At 37.3% G+C, this 19,211-nt stretch carries 11 protein-coding genes; 1 reads left to right on the top strand and 10 read right to left on the bottom strand.

Annotation, left to right across the window (positions count from 1 at the left end; all coding sequences use genetic code 11):
- Positions 1–41: 41 nt before the first annotated feature.
- Positions 42–2,309: a DNA internalization-related competence protein ComEC/Rec2 gene (locus GQR53_RS06190; RefSeq protein WP_165743198.1), complete on the bottom strand. Its 2,268-nt coding sequence runs from the start codon at positions 2,307–2,309 to the stop codon at positions 42–44.
- Between GQR53_RS06190 and GQR53_RS06185 the strand changes: the two genes are divergently transcribed.
- A complete protein-coding gene (locus tag GQR53_RS06185) occupies positions 2,289–2,795 on the top strand; it encodes a DUF2062 domain-containing protein (protein WP_024595571.1) in 507 nt (168 codons plus the stop codon). The genes GQR53_RS06190 and GQR53_RS06185 overlap by 21 nt on opposite strands.
- A 102-nt stretch (positions 2,796–2,897) precedes the next feature.
- On the opposite strand, the gene GQR53_RS06180 is transcribed toward GQR53_RS06185, so the two are convergent.
- The 9 genes from GQR53_RS06180 to GQR53_RS06140 form a co-directional block, all read right to left on the bottom strand.
- A complete protein-coding gene (locus GQR53_RS06180) occupies positions 2,898–4,643 on the bottom strand; it encodes a DUF3466 family protein (RefSeq protein ID WP_165743196.1) in 1,746 nt (581 codons plus the stop codon).
- 11 nt (positions 4,644–4,654) lie between these two features.
- The gene (locus GQR53_RS06175) at positions 4,655–6,568 is read right to left on the bottom strand and encodes an ABC transporter ATP-binding protein (RefSeq protein WP_165743194.1); all 1,914 of its coding nucleotides are present in this window, start codon (positions 6,566–6,568) and stop codon (positions 4,655–4,657) included.
- 15 nt (positions 6,569–6,583) lie between these two features.
- On the bottom strand, positions 6,584–6,823 hold the full coding sequence (locus tag GQR53_RS06170; protein WP_165743192.1) for a glutaredoxin family protein: 240 nt from the start codon (positions 6,821–6,823) through the stop codon (positions 6,584–6,586).
- On the bottom strand, positions 6,816–8,933 hold the full coding sequence (gene rlmKL / locus GQR53_RS06165; protein WP_008133692.1) for a bifunctional 23S rRNA (guanine(2069)-N(7))-methyltransferase RlmK/23S rRNA (guanine(2445)-N(2))-methyltransferase RlmL: 2,118 nt from the start codon (positions 8,931–8,933) through the stop codon (positions 6,816–6,818). The genes GQR53_RS06170 and rlmKL overlap by 8 nt, the downstream gene beginning before the upstream one ends.
- A 92-nt stretch (positions 8,934–9,025) precedes the next feature.
- Positions 9,026–9,556: a cell division protein ZapC gene (locus GQR53_RS06160; RefSeq protein ID WP_002961896.1), complete on the bottom strand. Its 531-nt coding sequence runs from the start codon at positions 9,554–9,556 to the stop codon at positions 9,026–9,028.
- 117 nt (positions 9,557–9,673) lie between these two features.
- Positions 9,674–10,684: a quinone-dependent dihydroorotate dehydrogenase gene (pyrD, locus tag GQR53_RS06155; protein ID WP_165743190.1), complete on the bottom strand. Its 1,011-nt coding sequence runs from the start codon at positions 10,682–10,684 to the stop codon at positions 9,674–9,676.
- A gap of 120 nt (positions 10,685–10,804) precedes the next feature.
- Complete coding sequence (locus tag GQR53_RS06150) at positions 10,805–15,646, bottom strand: NAD-glutamate dehydrogenase (RefSeq protein ID WP_165743189.1); 4,842 nt, start codon at positions 15,644–15,646, stop codon at positions 10,805–10,807.
- 208 nt (positions 15,647–15,854) lie between these two features.
- Positions 15,855–18,176, bottom strand: coding sequence for an MMPL family transporter (locus GQR53_RS06145; protein ID WP_165743187.1), 2,322 nt, complete (start codon positions 18,174–18,176; stop codon positions 15,855–15,857).
- Complete coding sequence (locus GQR53_RS06140) at positions 18,176–19,198, bottom strand: YCF48-related protein (RefSeq protein WP_165743184.1); 1,023 nt, start codon at positions 19,196–19,198, stop codon at positions 18,176–18,178. Before GQR53_RS06140 ends, GQR53_RS06145 begins: the two co-directional genes overlap by 1 nt.
- Positions 19,199–19,211: the final 13 nt, after the last annotated feature.

Here is a 19,211-nt window from a genome sequence, read left to right as displayed (position 1 = left end):
AACTCCCTGTATTGTATCCTTCGATGAGATAAAACTAAACGTCAATCTTTGATAAACCAATAACTTTCCTGCCCTCTTGCTGTTTCTATGACCAAATTGTTTGAGTAGAATTTAATGCTAATTTGCCCATCTACGCCTGTTGTAAATTGCTCTGCGCTTATTGCTTTGTAACGCTCGACAACAAAGGGCTTGGGAAATTCCCACTGGCCTTTATAAGCACTTGAATGAATCACAACCTTAGGAGCTACTTCACTAATAAAATTAACACTTGAGGATGTATCACTGCCATGATGCGGGCTTAACATGACTGTACTTTTCAACGGCGTATTATCCGCTAATAAAGAGGCTTCACGGGATTTTGATATATCACCTGTAAACAACACACTATGAGTATTACTCGATACTCTAACAACGCATGAATCGTCGTTTTCATTCCCATACCCTCTTGTGCTAAAGCTTTCTACTCTTAAACCAACAAAATCAACACTTTGGACTTCACACATATTAAGTGTATTTTCAGGATGAAATTGCTTTAGTGTTTCCCCAAATCCAGCTTCAATAAAATGCTGTAATCCTCCAGCATGATCATTATCTTCATGGCTTAAAATTGCTGTTTTTACTGTTAAATTATTTGCTTTTAAATAAGGTAATAAGATACTTCGCGTACGGCTAAAGCGATTAAAATAACTTGGTCCAAAATCATAGATGAGCACTTGGTTATCTTTTTCAATTAATGCCATGAGCCCGTGGCCAACATCAAACACATGAAGTTGCCAGTTAGGCTTTTCTTTTAGAAGATTATTCAATAAAAGTACTGTTAAAGGAATGAAAGAGAGCAATTTATAGGGGAGGAAGTAAATCATCAACATAGTAATATAGGTAAAAATGACGAATATTAACTCGATTCTTCCTGTTGTCAGCCATCTTAATGACTCAGGTATTTCATAAAGTAATTTAAATAACGCATATAACCCTGTATCAAACAAATGTATTAAATTACCTATATCTAAAAAAGTACTCAGTAATGTAAAAACAATCAAAAATGGCAAAATAATGATAGAAAGAAACGGTATCGCAATTAAGTTAATGCCTAGGCCCGCAATACTTACGCCATTAAAAAAATAAAGTGAAAGTGGTAATAAACCGATAAACAATGCTACTTGAATAACAAATAACGCAATAATTTTGTTTTTGATTCGTGTATTTAATATTGGTAATTTATTAATAACAGTAAAAATTATAGCGACCGCTAAAAATGAAAAATACAGACCTGGATTAAGTAAATTAAATGGGTTAACAGCAAGCACTATTACCAAGGCAAATAAAATACTACGCCAACGCAGCGGCTGTTTAGCAAGAAAATAAAGTAACAAATAACAACCCAGCATAATTAGTGCTCGCGTTGCTGATACTAAAAAGTCACTTAAATATACGTAAACTAATGCAGCTATAAAACCGAACGAACTGTAGTAAAGTGTAAGGTTAAATGATTGACCAATTGAAAAGTTTATTTTCGTACAGATAAATCGAATGAATAAGTAACCAAAGCTAAAAATCAAACCAATATGTAAGCCCGATATAGCCAGTAAGTGACTTAACCCAAGTGATTGCATTAATTGTTTATCTGTATAGCTCATTAACGATTTATCACCACTGAGTAATGCATAATAGAGCCACTGCAATCTTGTATTTGTATAGGTATTTTTAATGAATTTTTGATAATCTAGCACGATGCTTTGTTTATCGCTGTGTATTATATTAAGCTCTTTATTGAGCACTTTGCCTTTAAATAATATTCTATTTATAAATGCATAACGTTCATTATCAAACACATTAAAATTTTTATTACTGCGAAAATATTTTAAATGGATTAATGCAGAGAATTTATCGCCGACTGTAAAAGGCTGTGCAGAATTAACACTGAGCATTGCTTTGGGTGCTCTAAAATTCGAAAAACTACTCCCGTCTAATGCCACTATTTTGGCTTTGATATACTGAGGTTTTTTATCAGAAATAACCTCTTCAACAACTAATGTAGAATCAAGTGCATACTTTTCGTTCGGTTTTGGTATTTCAAAACTATAAAAAAGGTAAAAATGCATACCAACAAAGCAAATTGCACAAATAAAGCCTAACAATACGTTTAAAAACGGCTTAAAATAAGCGCTCACTATTACAATGAAAATTGTGAAGACTGTAAATTCGAGAGTTTGATAATAAAACACGGTTGCTACACAGCCAATTACAAACCCAAGACTTATCCACACTGATGTAAATGGTTGCTTTAAATGGCTAAAAAAACGATCCAAAGATTTTTACCTGATCCAAATAAAATTAGACATCATAAATCACTAAAAATATTTGGACGACTTTTACAAGACGCAAATCTTTGGCATTTAAATAGACGTTCAGCTCGAGGAGCCTTCGCGGTCGGGTTATTTTTTGCTTTCATCCCTGTTCCTTTTCAAATGGTTTTAGCCGCAGCAGGTGCTATATTATTTAGGGTTAATTTACCCATATCAGTTGCTTTAGTATGGCTTACGAATCCATTAACCATGCCACCTATCTTTTATGGCTCATACTTAGTGGGTACGTTAATACTTAATCAGCCAGAACAACACTTTGTATTTGAAGCAAGTTGGTCTTGGTTTTTAGAAAGTATAGAAACAATTGGTCCTGCATTTTTATTAGGTTCATTAGTATGTGCTTCTATTGCATCAATTATAGGATACTTTGGTATCGATATTATTTGGCGCCGCTCTGTGAAAAAAGCATGGTTATCACGAAATAATTAGTGGCGTTAAAGCTAAATAATCGCTGCAATCCTAATCTAATAAAATATTATAGACGAAAAAAAACCAACTTTATCAAGTTGGTTTTTTTATAATCAATAAACTTTAAAAGCGAAATACACGCCTTAAGCCAACCAGTGGTAATAACAATAATGTATACCAAGGGAAGCTAGCAGAGTTACGCTCATAAACTTCAGCTTCTACTGGAGCACAGCTTTCTACTTCACCATTTGCAATTGGCGTTAGTTTAACTGCTATTGCAATACTCTCATATTCAATTTCACCATTAATATCAGTTACTACACCGCCTAATGAATCTAGCTTTTCAACTGTTTTAGTCGCAGTACCAAATATTTCATTATTTTCGTTGATAGCAGTCGCTTCAACCATAGTATAAGCGTAATCAGTTTCACCGTCGGTGTCATAACAAGGCAGTAAATCGTTTAGATTAGTGATTTTGTCTTCACCAATTTTGTAAATAAAGGCTTCTTTTAGTCGCGAGCTATCAGAAACACCCACTTCCCCTTCACCTACAATATAACCTTGGTTGTTTATATCGTTACCGTAAGAACTTGAGCTTGAAAAGTAATCAGTAGGGAAAACCGTACTACCCGTTGCTATATCATGGTAAAAGAATTTATTACGAAGAGTGCCTTCAATACGCTTAGTCGCATAACCTGTAATCACATCGTTATCATTAATAGCAATTGATTTACCAGACTGCCAGTCATCTTCTTGATTAATAAAATCAACAACCGCACCGTCTTTAAAATAAACTGGCATTGTAAGAATTGTATCGTCATTTTTGTAATAACGTGTATTCGATGAACCTACAATTGTCTCGTTGCTGTTCACTGCTAAAGCAGTACTTGTAAATGCGTCATCTTCCGCTTCACCTTCGTCAGGTGTCAGTGCCATACCAAGCTCTTCAACAGATGTGATATTAAGTGATTCATCAAGTTCCCATTTAACAGCGCGCTTATTAAATAAGCCTCGTGAAATATTTGAATTTAACAAATTGATACATACTGACGTTGGTTCGTCTTCATTATCACAGTTATCATCAATATTATCTTGTCTGTCATCTGGAATGCTTGTAGACATATTACCTACAACGGTATAACCACTGTTAGTTTTAATAATATCGTTGGCACGACTTGTACCGCCGTATTCATTAAACTCAGGCTCTAACTCAACACTTACACTGCCATCAGCGCTTATTACAATTCCACGCTCTATAAATTCATGAGTAAACCATGTTTCTGCATCATCTTCACCATCAGGTGTAAAAGATACTTTATCGTATGGAGCGCTTCCCCAACCGACTGTAACACCATCTTCAGTTACAGCATTAAAAAGGTTAGTAGTTGAACGTGTTAGTCCGTCATAATCAACAGATACAATATCAAATAATGGTTGCTCAGTTATTTGTGTATCATTATATTTTATGCCTACTAATGAGCTTAATTTTTGATATTCAAAATTTGTAGAAATTGAAGATAAAAAACTAACCATGAAAGTGTGTGCATCAGCATTAGTAAGTACTGCATCATTATTTTCAATGTCATCAAGTGTGAAGGTAATCTCTTTATCACTTAATTCAAATGCTGCCTCTGTATTGTCATAGCTATTTTCAATAAGGTTTTCAGTAAAATCTATATAGCTTGTATCAATAGGTAAATTGTATAAACCATTTGCGAAACCAATAATATGCCCGCTTTCGCTTACATCTGTTACATAAGAATATTTAGCGTCTTCAAGAGTCCCTAATTCACTTAACTGGTACGTCGCACTTGTTGCTGAAGTGCTTAATGTCGCTAAAATACTGGCAGCGAGTAATTTATATTTCATTTTAGTCCTTACTACTGATTCTGTAATTCTTCAAGTTCTTCCCAGCGCTCAAGGGCAGCTTCAAGGTCAGACTCAAGTTGTGCTAAATGGTTCAATGCTTTAGTTGTTACATCACTCTCTTGTTTAAAAAAGTTTGCGTCACTCACTACAGCTTGTTGAGCTTCAATTTCAGCTTCTAGTTTTTCCATTTTATTCGGTAGTTGCTCTAATTCAAGTTTTAATTTGTAAGAGAGTTTATTTGTCTTAGCTGCTGGTTTTGCAGCTGGAGCGGCTACTTTTTCAACTTTTTTTACTGGTTGTTGCTGAATTTTTTTTTCTTGTTCAGCTAAGTAACCTACATAAGCTTCATAGTCGCTATAACCACCGACGATATCTGTTACTTTACCATTGCCTTCAAATGCCCATACACTAGAACATGTATTATCAATAAATTCTCGGTCATGACTTACAATCAGCACTGTACCTTGATATTGATTAATAATGTCCTCTAGTAACTCTAACGTTTCAATGTCCAAGTCATTCGTTGGCTCATCGAGAACAAGTATATTAGATGGTTTTAAAAACAGTTTAGCTAATAGCAGTCTATTTTTTTCACCACCAGAGAGTGCTTTAACCGGGGTTCGAGCGCGAGCTGGAGGGAATAGAAAGTCTTGCAGGTAACCTAAAACATGACGTGAACGACCGCCCATCATCACTTCTTGTTTACCTTCGGCAACGTTATCTTGAACAGTTGCTTCTTCGTCAAGTTTTTCACGGTATTGGTCAAAGTAAGCAAACTCTAAATTAACACCTTGCTTAGTAATACCATTATCAGGTTCTAAATCACCAAACATTAGTTTTAATAGTGTTGTTTTACCAATACCATTTGGGCCTACTAAGCCGATTCTGTCGCCACGCATTACAAGTGTCGAAAAATCATCAGCAATAACTTTATCTTTAAATGCATGGCAAAGGTTCTTAGCTTCAAATACCAACTTACCTGAGCGATCAGCTGTTTCAATATTAAAGTCAGTTTTACCAACTTGATCAACACGTTGCTTGCGCTCATTACGTAGCTGTTTTAGCTCTCGAACACGCCCTTCGTTACGCGTTCTTCGCGCTTTAACACCCTGGCGAATCCACGTTTCTTCTTCAGCTAAACGCTTATCAAACAATGCATTTTGCGCTTCTTCTACTTTTAAATCATGCGCTTTTTGCTCTAGATAAGTCGCGTAATCACCTGGGTACGAAATAAGTTTACCGCGATCTAAATCTAAAATACGCGTAGCGACAGCGCGAATAAACGCACGGTCATGCGATATAAATACAATGCCGCCTTTAAATTCTTTTAAAAACTGTTCAAGCCACATTACACTTGCCATATCTAAATGGTTTGTTGGCTCATCTAGTAATAATAAGTCAGGCTCACTTACAAGTGCACGCGCAAGTGCTACTTTACGCAGCCAGCCACCAGAAAGTGACTCAAGTTTAGCCTCTGATGTTAATTCTAATTGTGTCAAAACTAATTGAATTCGGCTATCAAAGCGCCAACCATCAGCGGCTTCAAGTTGGTTTGATAAACGTTCAAGTTTATTTAATAACTTATCAGTACATTGTGTTTGCAGTTCGTTGCTAACATGATGAAAATCAATGAGTAGGTTAGCAATTTCCGGCATACCCTGCGCAACGTAATCAAATACAGTGCCATTTGCGCCTTTTGGTGGATCTTGCTCTAAACGAGAAATCCGAATGCCACCAAGCTGATTTATTTCACCGTCATCTAAAACAACTTGTCCATCGAGTACTTTTAATAACGTTGACTTACCCGCGCCATTTCGACCAACTACACACACTCTTTCGCCACTTTCTATAACGGCGTCTGCTTTGTTAAGCAAAGCATGTGTACCAAAAGCAAGTTGTGCTTTTAAAATTCTTATTAAATCCATAGTTCTTATTTGCTCTTATTCTGCTTGTGCTAAAAATTCGCGCACAGAGTGTAAAGTAAAAGGCCAATATAATTTCTCGCCTTTTTCACTTTTTAATACAGGAATAGTAATTTGATACTCAGCAATAAGCTGCTCATCAGTCATAATATCGATTTGTAATAACTCACTGTTGTCATTTAGTACATCAGTGATAAGTTGCTCAGCCTGTTCGCACAAGTGGCAACCATCAGTATGATATAAAATCCATTTAGCCATGCGTAATTAGCCAGCTATTATGGATTTTTTTATTACGTTTGAAGTCTGGTGATAGCGTTTTATCTGAGATATTAACGGCTTTTAAACCTAAACCAATCAGGCCAACTTCATCCATTACAAAACCACGTTTGTTATTAGAGAAAATCAAAGTACCTGATGGACTTAAGATCTTTTTAACCCACGTTAATAATTTAATGTGATCACTTTGCACATCAAACGCGTCTTTCATACGTTTTGAGTTTGAGAACGTTGGAGGGTCTAAAAATATCAAATCATATTGTGCTGTCGCATGCTCTAACCACTTTAAACAATCTGCTTGTTCAAAACGGTAACGTGTATTACTGATATTGTTTAAATCGAAGTTATCTTGCCCCCATTTTAAATAGGTTTTAGATAAATCAACTGTTGTAATTGCTTTAGCGCCACCAAGTGCAGCATGCACAGAGGCAGTACCTGTGTATGCAAACAAGTTTAAAAAGCGCTTATCTTTCGCATTTTCTTGAATATAACGACGCATTAAACGGTGATCTAAAAACAAACCTGTGTCTAAGTAGTCAAATAAATTAACTTTAAACTTAGCACCAAACTCTTCAACTACCATAGTTCGGTTTTGTTTAGACATGGCCGTATACTGGTCTTCGCCCTTTTGCTTTTTACGCACTTTTACAGCAATATTTTCAGGTGAGATATCAAGTTGTTGCGAAGTTAATGTTATTACGTCTTGTAGGCGTTTTTCTGATGTTTTTTCATCAATTTCTTTGGGCGCTGCATATTCAAAAATAACCGCAGAATCACCGTAAATATCTACAGCAACATTGTACTCAGGGATATCCGCTTCATAAACACGATAAGCATCTACTTTATTTTGTTTAAGCCAGTTTTTTAAGCCTTGCTTATTCTTTTTCAATCTATTTGCGAATGACGTAGAACCTTCAAAATTAAGCGCTTTTTTATCATCGGTGGTCAAACTTACTTGCTTATCATCTAATTGATATAAGTTAAGTTCAACATCAAGTGGGCCATTTTTAAACTTATAACGCTTAAGGCGCACAAGTTTTAAAAGTTTAAATAAGCTCTCGTCCATACCTAGTAAGGCAAGTTTCCAATGATTAAAGTGCTTTTTAAAGCCAACACCTAAATTACGGTGTAAATCAACAAGCTCAGCCATAGAACCAATACGCTCACCGTAAGGTAAGTTTGAAATTACAACCCCCGGTAATTTTGCAACAGCAGTAAGTTTAGTGGCATCACTTTGCTTAAACTTAATAACATCGTCAAGCTCAGCACGTTTGGCATTATCAATCGCTTTATTTAAAACTTGCTCATCGTAATCGTGGCCAATTAACCACAATTTAGGATCGGTAATGTTAGCAAGTAACTCTTCTTTAAGTTCTTTAAACTTAGCGGCTCTAAAACTGGGTAAACGCTCAAAAGCAAAGCCTTCACGAAATAATCCCGGCGCCTCGTTTCGCGCCATGCCAGCCGCTTCGATTAAAATAGTACCTGCACCACAACATGGATCGAATAAAGGTTGTTTTACATTATCAAGCCAACCACTTCGTTTAATTAATGCAGCAGCTAAATGTTCTTTAATTGGTGCTTTACCTTGACCTTGACGGTAACCACGTTCAGACAAACGAGGGCCCGAATAATCAATATACATAGAAACGCCGTAACGATTTAATCGTGCAACAACACGCACATTTGCATCTTGCTTATCAACGTTAGGACGCTGCTCGTATAAATCATTAAAGTAGTCAACAATCGCATCTTTTATTACAAGACCCGAAAATTGTGTGTTTTTTAATGAGTCATTGGTACCGTTGAAGTCGACAGCGAATGTTTGAGTTGGTCCAAACCACTCTTGCCAAGGTTGCGAGCGAGCAAAATTATACAGGCTATTCTTGTCATCTACGCCTTCTTTTTCTTCAATAAGCATAAGCACACGCGTTGCAAAACGACTTGATAAACAAACCTTTTGCGCCAGTAATGAGTCAGCCTCAAAACGAACAGAACCAACAGTTTGCTTAGACACAGTTGCGCCAAGTTCTGTTAGTTCATCAACCAATAAATTTTCGATTCCGATAGAAGTAAGTGCGATAAATTGCAAAGTAATAACCCTTAATAGCTAATTGCGCAGGATTATAACATAGGTTGGGCGACAAACACGCCATAAAGACACGCTTAAAAACTTAAATTTGGTTAGGCGGTTTGACTTTGATATTGCTGATTTAGGATGGGGTGAACTCGATTATTCAAAATACGGATTACTTCAAATTGTGCTAAAGATAAATTTTCGTCTAATTTAAAGGTTTCGCTTAAATTTAAGCAAATAGATGCATCAGGGCAATGCTCTACAATTAAAAAATCGCCAGTCTGCGCTTTAGATATTAATTTAACTATTGCTTCTACACTAGGCTCTGTTCCAGTGTACTCTTCAAAAAACCAGCTTTTTGATAAAACGGGTTTTAAGTGATACTTAACAGCGGTTGCATTTAGCGATATTTGACAAATTTGAGCAGCAGACCACAATTCAAACCCATCTAAATAGTTATAAACTTGTTCATAAAATGCAGCATCTTCGAGACTAAAACGTGGATTTTTAAAAACAGAATCGGTGAGTTGTCTTAACTTATAGGGCGTACATAATTGCATGTCGTCATTTAAATCAAGTAACAAACGATTTTTATTAGGACAAGTAATCCACTGCCATTGCTTTGATGCTTGTAACATTTACTCCTCCTTGGGTATGTTGAATAATTATTGCTCACAGTATAACCGCTTTTGACCACTTTTAAAATGCTTGCTTAGAACATTTATCGAACGATCAAAAGCTTAGATAACTGATCCTTATAAGCCGTTGACGATCGACTTTACCAATTGTGGACCTTTGTAGATGAACCCAGTATAAACCTGGACTAAATTTGCGCCTGCATCGAACTTTTCTTTTGCAGATTGCGCATCATCTATTCCGCCTACTCCGATGATTGGTAACTTACCTTGTGTTAAGCGTTTCAATTCACTCACCACCTCTGTAGAACGCATTCTAACTGGGTGACCTGATAAGCCGCCGGCTTCTTCTGCATATAGCTGGCCCATAACTGCAGCTCGCTCAAGCGTGGTGTTGGTGGCAATTACACCATCGATTTTATTATTTAAAAGTGACTCACTTACTTGCTCTATTTGAATTTGATCTAGATCCGGTGCAATTTTTACAAGCATAGGCACTTGTTTATTGTGCTTTGCAACTAAATCTAACTGTTCGTTTTTAAGACTTTGCAGTAAATCATCAAGTGCAGCGCCATATTGCAAATCACGCAAGCCAGGTGTATTTGGTGATGAAATATTTACCGTAATATATGAGGCATGTTCAAATACTTTACGCATACAATGAATATAGTCATCTTTACCTTGTTCATTTGGCGTATCTTTATTTTTACCAATATTAATACCGAGTATGCCGCTGTATTTTGCTGCTTTTACATTTGCAACTAAGTTATCAACGCCTTTATTATTAAAACCCATACGGTTAATAATAGCGTTTGATTCTGGCAACCTAAAAATACGAGGTTTATCATTACCAGCTTGAGCACGCGGCGTAATAGTGCCAACTTCAATAAAACCAAAGCCCATTTGGCTGAATGCATCAATACATTCCGCATTTTTATCAAGGCCAGCTGCTAGCCCTACAGGGTTTTTAAATTTCAGACCCAAAAAATCGACTGGCTTATCAGAAATATTTTGCGACCAAGCTAAATTTAAAGGTGTATTGGTAAAACGACGAAGATTATTAAGTGCAAACTCATGCGCCCACTCCGCATCACGGGTAAACATAAAACGGCGAGCTAAATCATAAAACATCAATATAATCCTCTTTTTAAATTTTAGACAAAAAAATACCTCAGACAAGGCTGAGGTATTGTATAACAATTTTAACAATCAGTTATTTATTTACTAAACAATTAACTGATTAAAGCTAAATTATTTTCCTGACGTATCACAATTGTGGCTTAACAACATAAGTTCACGAAGTGCAACCGAGAACTTAGCAAAGTCGTGGCTTTGTGATGTTTTAAACTCAGCCAGCATTTGTTTCCAGCGTTGAAGTAATAAATCTTGGCTATCCATCCACTCGTCTATTTGACTATCAACATCGCTCTCATCACCTTCAAAGCTATTTAATACAACTTCAGATAACGTACGTTGCTGCCAATCAAGCTCTTCTCGATAAGACGAGCGAGCAAGTGCTTGCCAATGATTTGCTACTGGTTGCTTAGTTATTTGCTCTAAGAACCAATGCAGACCCATTCTTGCACCTAGTTTAAAGTAAGTATTGGACACCATCGAAATACTCTTACCTGAACTATTCGCAACTTCTGCTAAATCCATCACAGAGAATAAGCTTGATAAAGAAACAATACGATTAGCTATATCTGTTGGAACGCCCGCGTCAATTAACTTATTGGCCTCAATTACAATACGATCATTTTCTTTTTCAATCATATACGTATTTAAGTTATCGCTTAAATCTTTAAAGGTTGGCGCAAAGAATTCAATTCCTTGTTCAATCGTTTGTGACTTATTACGATGACGTAAGAACCAACGCGTTGCTCGGCGCACAGTACGACGAAGTTGGTAAAGCATTTCAGTTTGAACTGCTGCTGGTATTTTATTATCAAGTGCACTAATAGAAGACCATGTTTCACGCATTTCAAATATTTCGCTAGCAATTGAGTAACACATTGCTATCTCAGCTTCATTAGCACCAGTTTCTTCATGCATACGTACCATGAAGTTTAAACCCATATCGTTAACGATACTGTTAGCAAGTTTAGTTGCAATAATTTCTTTACGAAGTGGGTGGTTGTTCATCGCATCGTTAAACTTCTCACGTAGAGGACGTGGGAATGACTTAACAAGCAATTGGCGATAGTAAGGGTTTTCAGTAATTTCATCACTTACTAAAGACTCTTTTAATACCATTTTTGCGTAAGACACTAGCACTGAAAGCTCAGGACGAGTTAAGTCTTTACCTGCAGCGGCGCGTTCTGCCAATTCTTCATCACTTGGAATAAATTCGATAGCACGGTTTAACTTGCCTTCTTTTTCAAGCGCATGAATAAAGCGAATCTTTTCTTTGAGCGTTGAAGTTCCTTTAGACTGCGTAATTGAAATAGTATGTGTTTGACGGTAACAGTCTTTTAATACTAATTCAGAAACTTCATCTGTCATTGAGTAAAGTAGCTCATCACGTTGTTTACGTGTTAGGTCACCTTCAGCTACTAGGCCATTAAGTAAAATCTTTATATTTACTTCGTTATCTGAACACGCAACACCACCAACATTATCAATAAAGTCCGTGTTTACGCGCCCGCCTTTAGCTGCAAATTCAATTCTGCCAAGTTGAGTAGTACCTAAGTTACCCCCCTCACCTAAAATTTTAGCGCCTAAATCTCTACCATTAATACGTAACGCATCGTTTGCACGATCCCCTACATCTGCATCAGTTTCTTTAGAGTTTTTGATATACGTTCCGATACCGCCATTCCACAGTAAATCAAACTCCATCATTAACGATGCTTTTATTAATTCGTTTGGCGTCATACTCGCTTTTTTAGTGCCCAACATTTTTTTCATTTCTGGGCTAAGCGTAATTGATTTAGCTGCACGAGAGAAAACACCACCACCGGCAGAAATTAACTCTTTGTTATAATCATCCCACGATGAACGCGGCATATTGAATAAACGTTCGCGCTCAGGGTAAGAAGTAGCAGCATCTGGGTTTGGATCAACAAAAATGTGCATATGGTTAAAGGCTACTTGTAAGCGAATATGCTTAGATAACAACATACCATTACCAAATACATCACCAGCCATATCGCCTATAGCTACCACTGTAAAGTCAGTCGTTTGACAATCGATATCCATTTCACGGAAATGTCGTTTAACTGACTCCCATGCGCCTTTAGCTGTAATACCCATTTTCTTATGATCGTAACCAACCGAGCCACCTGATGCGAATGCATCGCCTAGCCAGAAATTGTATTCATTAGCTATGCCGTTTGCGATATCAGAGAACGTAGCTGTACCTTTGTCGGCTGCAACCACCAGGTATGCATCATCTTCATCGTGGCGAACAACATCTCGAGCTGGCACTACTTCACCGCGCTCTATGTTATCTGTAATATCTAGAAGACCACGGATAAAAATTTTGTAACACTCTTGGCCTTCTTTTATAAACGCTTCGCGCTCACTAGGTAATTGTTTACATACAAAACCACCTTTAGAGCCAACAGGTACAATTACTGTATTTTTAACTTGTTGCGCTTTAACTAAGCCAAGTACTTCAGTACGGAAGTCTTCACGACGGTCAGACCAACGCAGACCACCACGCGCTACTTTACCGTAACGTAAATGCACACCTTCAACGCGCGGAGAATAAACAAAAATTTCAAACGCAGGAAGTGGAAGTGGTACATCAGGAATTAAACTAGGCTGTATTTTAAACGAAACATAAGATTTAAACTGACCTGCATCATCTTTTTGGAAATAGTTGGTACGTAGCGTCGCAACAATCATATCTACGTATAAACGTATAATGCGGTCATCATCAAGGTTTGCTACATTTTCAAGTTCTAAGTAAATTTGCGTACTTAACTTTTCAAGTGTTTTAGCACTTGCTGGGCTCTTAACTGAGAACTTTTTAGCAAATAAATTAACAATTTGCGCTGCAATGTTTGGATAATTTGCAAATGTGCTTTCAATGTAACTTTGTGAGAACGTTACACCAATTTGACGCATGTACTTAGCGTAAGCACGTAAAATAGAGGCTTCGCGGCCAGTTAGGCCACCCATTAACACTAAACGGTTAAAACCATCATTTTCAAGGCGGTTGCCCCACACATTTGTTAATGCAGCGCGAAAACGTGCTGAAATTTTATCAAAGTCTGCCATCCCTTTGCTGTCAATAAGCATAGAGAAGTCCATGATCCAGTTTATACGACCATCGCTAGTTTTAACTGAATATGGTGTTTCACCAACAACGCGCAGACCAAAGTTTTCAAGCATTGGCATAACATCAGATAAGTGAATTGGCTCATCTTTATGGAATAAGCTTAATCGTACAATATTACTGTTTGCTTCTTCTTGAGGACGGTAAAACAGCATTTCTAGCTTGTTTTCATCGCTAAGTAGTTCTAACTTTTCAATATCAACAACCGCAGCACTTGGAAGCACTTCGTCTTTGTATGAGCGTGCAAACGCATTACAGTATTTACGATTTAAATCGTTACCACGTGCTTCACCCGCAGACTCTAAAAGTGCAGATTGAAGTTTATCTTCCCACGTACGTGCAGCTTCTACTAAATTGTTTTCGATGTCTTTCACGTTATATTCGATCTTGTTGTCGGTCACACGAACGGTGTAATGAGTACGCGCCAGTGTTGACTCAGAGAAATAAGTAGTAAATTCGACTTTATCGTCAGAATTAAATGCATTAGCTAATATATCTTGCGTTTCACGACGAAGAGCCGTGTTATAACGCTCGCGAGGTACATAAACCATGCAAGATAAAAAGCGACCATACGCATCTTTACGTACAAACAAGCGGCACATATCGCGCTCTTGTACTTGTAACACACCCATAGCAACTTCAAGTAGCTCACCTTCGCGCGCTTGAACTAGCTCATCACGTGGGTAGGTTTCTAAAATATTTAAAACAGCTTTGTAAGCGTGAGTACCTTTAGCAAAATCACACATTTCCATAATGCGATTAATTTTACTTTTTAACACAGGTACATCAGTAGCACTGTTATTGTAAAAGCTTGATGAGAATAAACCGATAAAGCGGTCTTCACCAATTACATTGCCTTCATCGTCAAAACGCTTAATGCCTACATAATCGATGTAAGCTGGACGATGAACACGAGAAACAGAGTTAGTTTTTGTTAAAATCAGTAGGTTGCTGCTACGAGCTTCTTGACGTGCAACTTCAGGTAATTCTGATAATAAGCGAGTGTGTTCTTCAGTCGAGTTTTTCATCAAGCCTAGGCTTGTATCCATTTTACCTTTTAGTTGGTAATCACCTTGAACTGGGCTTAACTCATATTCACGGTAACCCATTAGGGTAAAATTATCTTTAGCTAACCAATCTAAAAACTCAGTTGTTTCTGAAACTTCATCTTTACTTTTATTATGATGACGTTTAGGTAACTCTTTAGTCACTGCAATCAATTTTTTACGGATTGGTTGCCAATCATCAACAGCAACAGATACATCAACAAGCACAGACTCTAATTCTTTTTTGAAAGACTCAATCACAGAAGAATCTGTCTGACGGTCGATTTCAATAAAGAACACTGTTTTAGTAGATGAAGATTCTTGCTCTGCTTTTAAATTTGATAATCCAGAAATTTTAGCGTTTGTATCGCGCTTAATTTTTAATGGGCAGTGAAGTAATAAGTGAGAGGCGATATTTTCACGAGTCATGGCCATACGAACAGAATCAACTAAAAACGGCATGTCTTTAGTAATAATTTCTACAATTGTATGCGATGACTGCCAGCCATCTTTTGCCACTTCAGGATTGAAAACGCGGATAACAGCGTCGTCGGTAGTATTTTTTTCTAGCGAGTTCCAAAGGCTTAATGCTGCGCCATATAGGTCACTATCGTTGCGATTTGCCAAATCCTCTTTAGACATGTTGCTGTACAAGGCTTTGGCGAATTTCTCAACGAGTAACACATTATCAGCGCGAACTTTTTTCTGGATCAGCTTACAGACATTATCTAGGATAACCGAGGCTTGGCCTTCATTTCGTGTCATTGTATGTTCCTTAATCTATTACTGCTCAGGAGCAGAAATTTGTACAGCTATTCATTAGCGTGGAGTCAATCAAATTCTAACCCTTTTGCAGCTAATAAACAGCCTTTTCGATGAAAACATTTTAAGCATTTCAGTTATTTGGTCATCTATTCACAAATTGTAGATATAAATGGCCTTTACAGGCCATTTAGGAGCAAAATTATTCACATTATTTTTTCTGGTCAGTCCAGAGAAGGCTACCAATCGCCGGTAATAACAACACTGCACCCAACATATTTACTAAAAACATGAAGGTTAGCAATATACCCATATCAACTTGGAATTTAAGATCTGAGAATATCCACGTACTCACACCAATAGCTAATGTAATCCCCGTAAACAATACAGCACTACCACGCTCAACAAGTGCATTACGATAAGCAATACTCAGTGGTACGTTTTGCTTAAGCTGCCCCATCATCGACGACAGTATATAAATGCCGTAATCGACCCCAATACCAACACCTAGCGCAATTACAGGTAGTGTAGACACCGTTAAGCCTATTTCTAGTTGAACCATAAGCGCTTGTGCAAGTGTTGATACAATATAAAGCGGCAATACTACGGCTATTGTTGCTTTTACGCTTCTAAAGCTCATTAGGCATAAAATAATAACGGCACCATAAACGTAAAGCATCATTGGTATTTGCGCCTCTGCAACTGACTCATTAGTCGCTGCCATTACACCAACAGGCCCAGACGCTAATTTAAATGCTAATTCATCAGTGCCCTCTTCTTTAGCAAATTGCTTAACACTTTTAATCACAGTATCGATAGTTTGTGCTTTGTGATCATCTAAAAATATTATCACAGGCATAACGGAGCAGTTACCGTTAAGTAAACCTGTACTTGTTTCAACTCGAGATGTTGATTGTACTAAGCTCGCTGAATTTCGTGGCAAACTCTGCCATTTCAGATTGCCTTCGTTGTACCCTGCGTTAACCGATTGAGCTACAGAGCTCAAACTAACAGCAGACTGCACACCGGTCACATTTTCTACTTTATATTGAAAACGGCTTATGCGCTCCATAACATCATGTTCAGTACATGCTGCAGGATATGCCTCTACTATTACTTTTAAGATATCTGACGAAATAGTGTACTTGTCTGATATTAAAAATGTATCTTGGTTATAACGCGCATCTTGATGCAGAGACGGTGCGCCTGCGTGTAAGTCGCCTATACGCATTTTATCTGCTTGCCAGTAACCTAGAGCAAATAAAACAAGGGTAAAACCAATAATCATTTTAGCTACTTTAGGGTCTGTTGCTTTTACAAGTAAGTCGCGGATTTTATCAAGCATGTTAGGCTTTGTAGCGTCACCAGATTGAATATGTACACTGTTTTCAAAATTCATGTACGAAGCCCAGACCGGCAATAATATTAAATTAGTAAATATAATGACGGCTACACCTAAACTCGCTGTAATAGCAAGTTCACGGATAATACCAATATCAATGGTAAGTAATGTTAAAAAGCCAACGGTGTCTGAAAGTAGTGCAATACCACCGGGTATTAATAGAGCCCTAAAACTTGACTGACAACAGATACGGGTACTTTTTCCTTCACCTACTTTTTTACCAATCGCATTGATCATCTGCACACCATGACTTACACCAATAGCAAATACTAAAAACGGCACCAAAATAGACATCGGATCAAGACCAAATCCTAAACTTGAAAGCAGGCCTAATTGCCAAATAACAGCAATAATAGAACAGGCAATAGGTAAAATGGTTAACTTCAAACTGCCACAAAATAGCCAAACCATAACGAAAGTAAAGGCGATAGCAATGGCAAAAAATACGACCACACCTTTTGCACCTTCAGCTATATCGCCTGCCATTTTTGCAAAACCAATAATATGAATACTTACTTTATCTGTACTCAAAGGTTCTCTTAAATCACTTTCTAGCTTTTGTGCAAAAGCTAATGTGTCTAACTTTTGTTGTGTTTGTGGATCTGTTTCTAAAAGCTGGGCCGTTACCATTGCACACGAGTAATCGCTGGCAATCATACGTCCTACCACTTTTGCTTTTTCGATGTTTTCTTTTACAACACCTAAACCACGCGTATCCGCTTTAAAGTTAGCAGGAATAATTGGACCGCCTGCAAAGCCATCCTCGACTACTTCAACAAAACGAGCACTTGGTGAAAATATAGAGTTAACTAATGGACGATTTACGCCAGGAATAAAATAAAGCTGATCGTGAACCGCTTTTAATTGAGTGAAAAACTCTGGATTAAATATATTGCCGCTGTCATCACACACTGAAATTAAAATACTATTTGCACCACCAAATTGTTTTTCGTGCTTGGTGTATACTTTCATATAGTCGTGATTTAACGGAATGTTTTTATTAAACGATGCATCTAATTGAATTTGAGTTGCTTTGAATACGAGTAAACAGGTTATAAGCGCAAAACTTATAAGCATAATTAAGCGATGTCTAAAAATCGCCTTTTCTATAAAATCGAGTAACTTATGCATTAAGGGGTTAACTCCTTCACTTTAATGCCATCTTCTGTCGCCATGATTAGTTTGTTATTTAAAATCACGCCATCCAAAATTGCTTTACCATCGGCTAACTGCTCATGGGTAAGTAATCCATCTTGAATGTGAAAAATAACACCACTATTGGCGAGCATGAGCCATTGCTTATCATTGTAATTAATGATGTTGTTAATTGTCGCTGTTTTAATATTTTCAAAATGTAGCCACTCTTGCTCATTATTTTTCTTTGCAAACACGTTACCGCGAAGCCCTGCTACAATTTCTTGCGTACTATCTGATGCAACTGCAAAGAATGAACCTGGGTAAATCTCCTCAATCCTTTGCCAAGTTTGACCATCATCAATGCTTCTGGCCATTAAACCCATCTCACCAACGAGCATTAATCCGTTATCTGTTTTTTCGATTCGATTAAAGTGCGGTAAAATTGAAGCTGTTTCTGCTTCGTACCCTTCGGGATCATTTTCTTTTAAATCGTTTAAGTAATCTCTGTCATCACTAAACAGTAACGAATCTAAAAAGCGCTTTTGCCAATGTTTACCACCGTCGGTGGTTTGATAAAACATGCCATAGGCCCCCACTGCAAAACCTTTTAAATCATCTTCAAATAGGATATCAAGGCAGGGTTTATCTAGTTCTGGTTTAACTTGTTGTAACTGCCAATTAATACCACCATCGGTAGTATTGATAATGGTGGCATCGTGTCCACATGCCCAGCCATTATTTTCATCGCTAAAGTCAACAGCTGTTAATAGCACTTGAGTTGGTACAAGTTCAGCTTGTTGCCATTTATTACCAGTGTCACTTTTAATAACGGTACCATGCTTGCCTACTGCAATTAGCCCGTTACCTGTGTTTGTTATATCAGTAAGTAGGGTTTTATCTGCTTTAATTGCACTGATTGCACTGATTGCACTGATTGCACTGATTGCATTTTCAGGGACATCCTGAGCAACACTCGCACCACTTATGATCAGGCTGGCATATACTAAATACTTCATAAATTTTAATCGC

Source organism: Pseudoalteromonas sp. Z9A6, from assembly GCF_011378805.1.
In the GTDB taxonomy this organism is placed as follows: Bacteria; Pseudomonadota; Gammaproteobacteria; order Enterobacterales; family Alteromonadaceae; genus Pseudoalteromonas; species Pseudoalteromonas distincta.
The sequence above is the reverse complement of the archived record's forward strand: the minus strand, read 5'-3'. Positions and strand labels throughout refer to the sequence as shown.

What these genes read in the sequence shown, in the direction of transcription:
- GQR53_RS06180 (WP_165743196.1), bottom strand. Translation starts at nt 4,643, where the DNA reads ATGAAATATAAATTACTCGCTGCCAGTATTTTAGCGACATTAAGCACT.
- GQR53_RS06140 (WP_165743184.1), bottom strand. Translation starts at nt 19,198, where the DNA reads ATGAAGTATTTAGTATATGCCAGCCTGATCATAAGTGGTGCGAGTGTT.
- GQR53_RS06185 (WP_024595571.1), top strand. Translation starts at nt 2,289, where the DNA reads ATGGCTAAAAAAACGATCCAAAGATTTTTACCTGATCCAAATAAAATT.
- pyrD (WP_165743190.1), bottom strand. Translation starts at nt 10,684, where the DNA reads ATGTTTTATGATTTAGCTCGCCGTTTTATGTTTACCCGTGATGCGGAG.
- GQR53_RS06145 (WP_165743187.1), bottom strand. Translation starts at nt 18,176, where the DNA reads ATGCATAAGTTACTCGATTTTATAGAAAAGGCGATTTTTAGACATCGC.
- GQR53_RS06150 (WP_165743189.1), bottom strand. Translation starts at nt 15,646, where the DNA reads ATGACACGAAATGAAGGCCAAGCCTCGGTTATCCTAGATAATGTCTGT.
- GQR53_RS06175 (WP_165743194.1), bottom strand. Translation starts at nt 6,568, where the DNA reads ATGGATTTAATAAGAATTTTAAAAGCACAACTTGCTTTTGGTACACAT.
- GQR53_RS06170 (WP_165743192.1), bottom strand. Translation starts at nt 6,823, where the DNA reads ATGGCTAAATGGATTTTATATCATACTGATGGTTGCCACTTGTGCGAA.
- GQR53_RS06160 (WP_002961896.1), bottom strand. Translation starts at nt 9,556, where the DNA reads ATGTTACAAGCATCAAAGCAATGGCAGTGGATTACTTGTCCTAATAAA.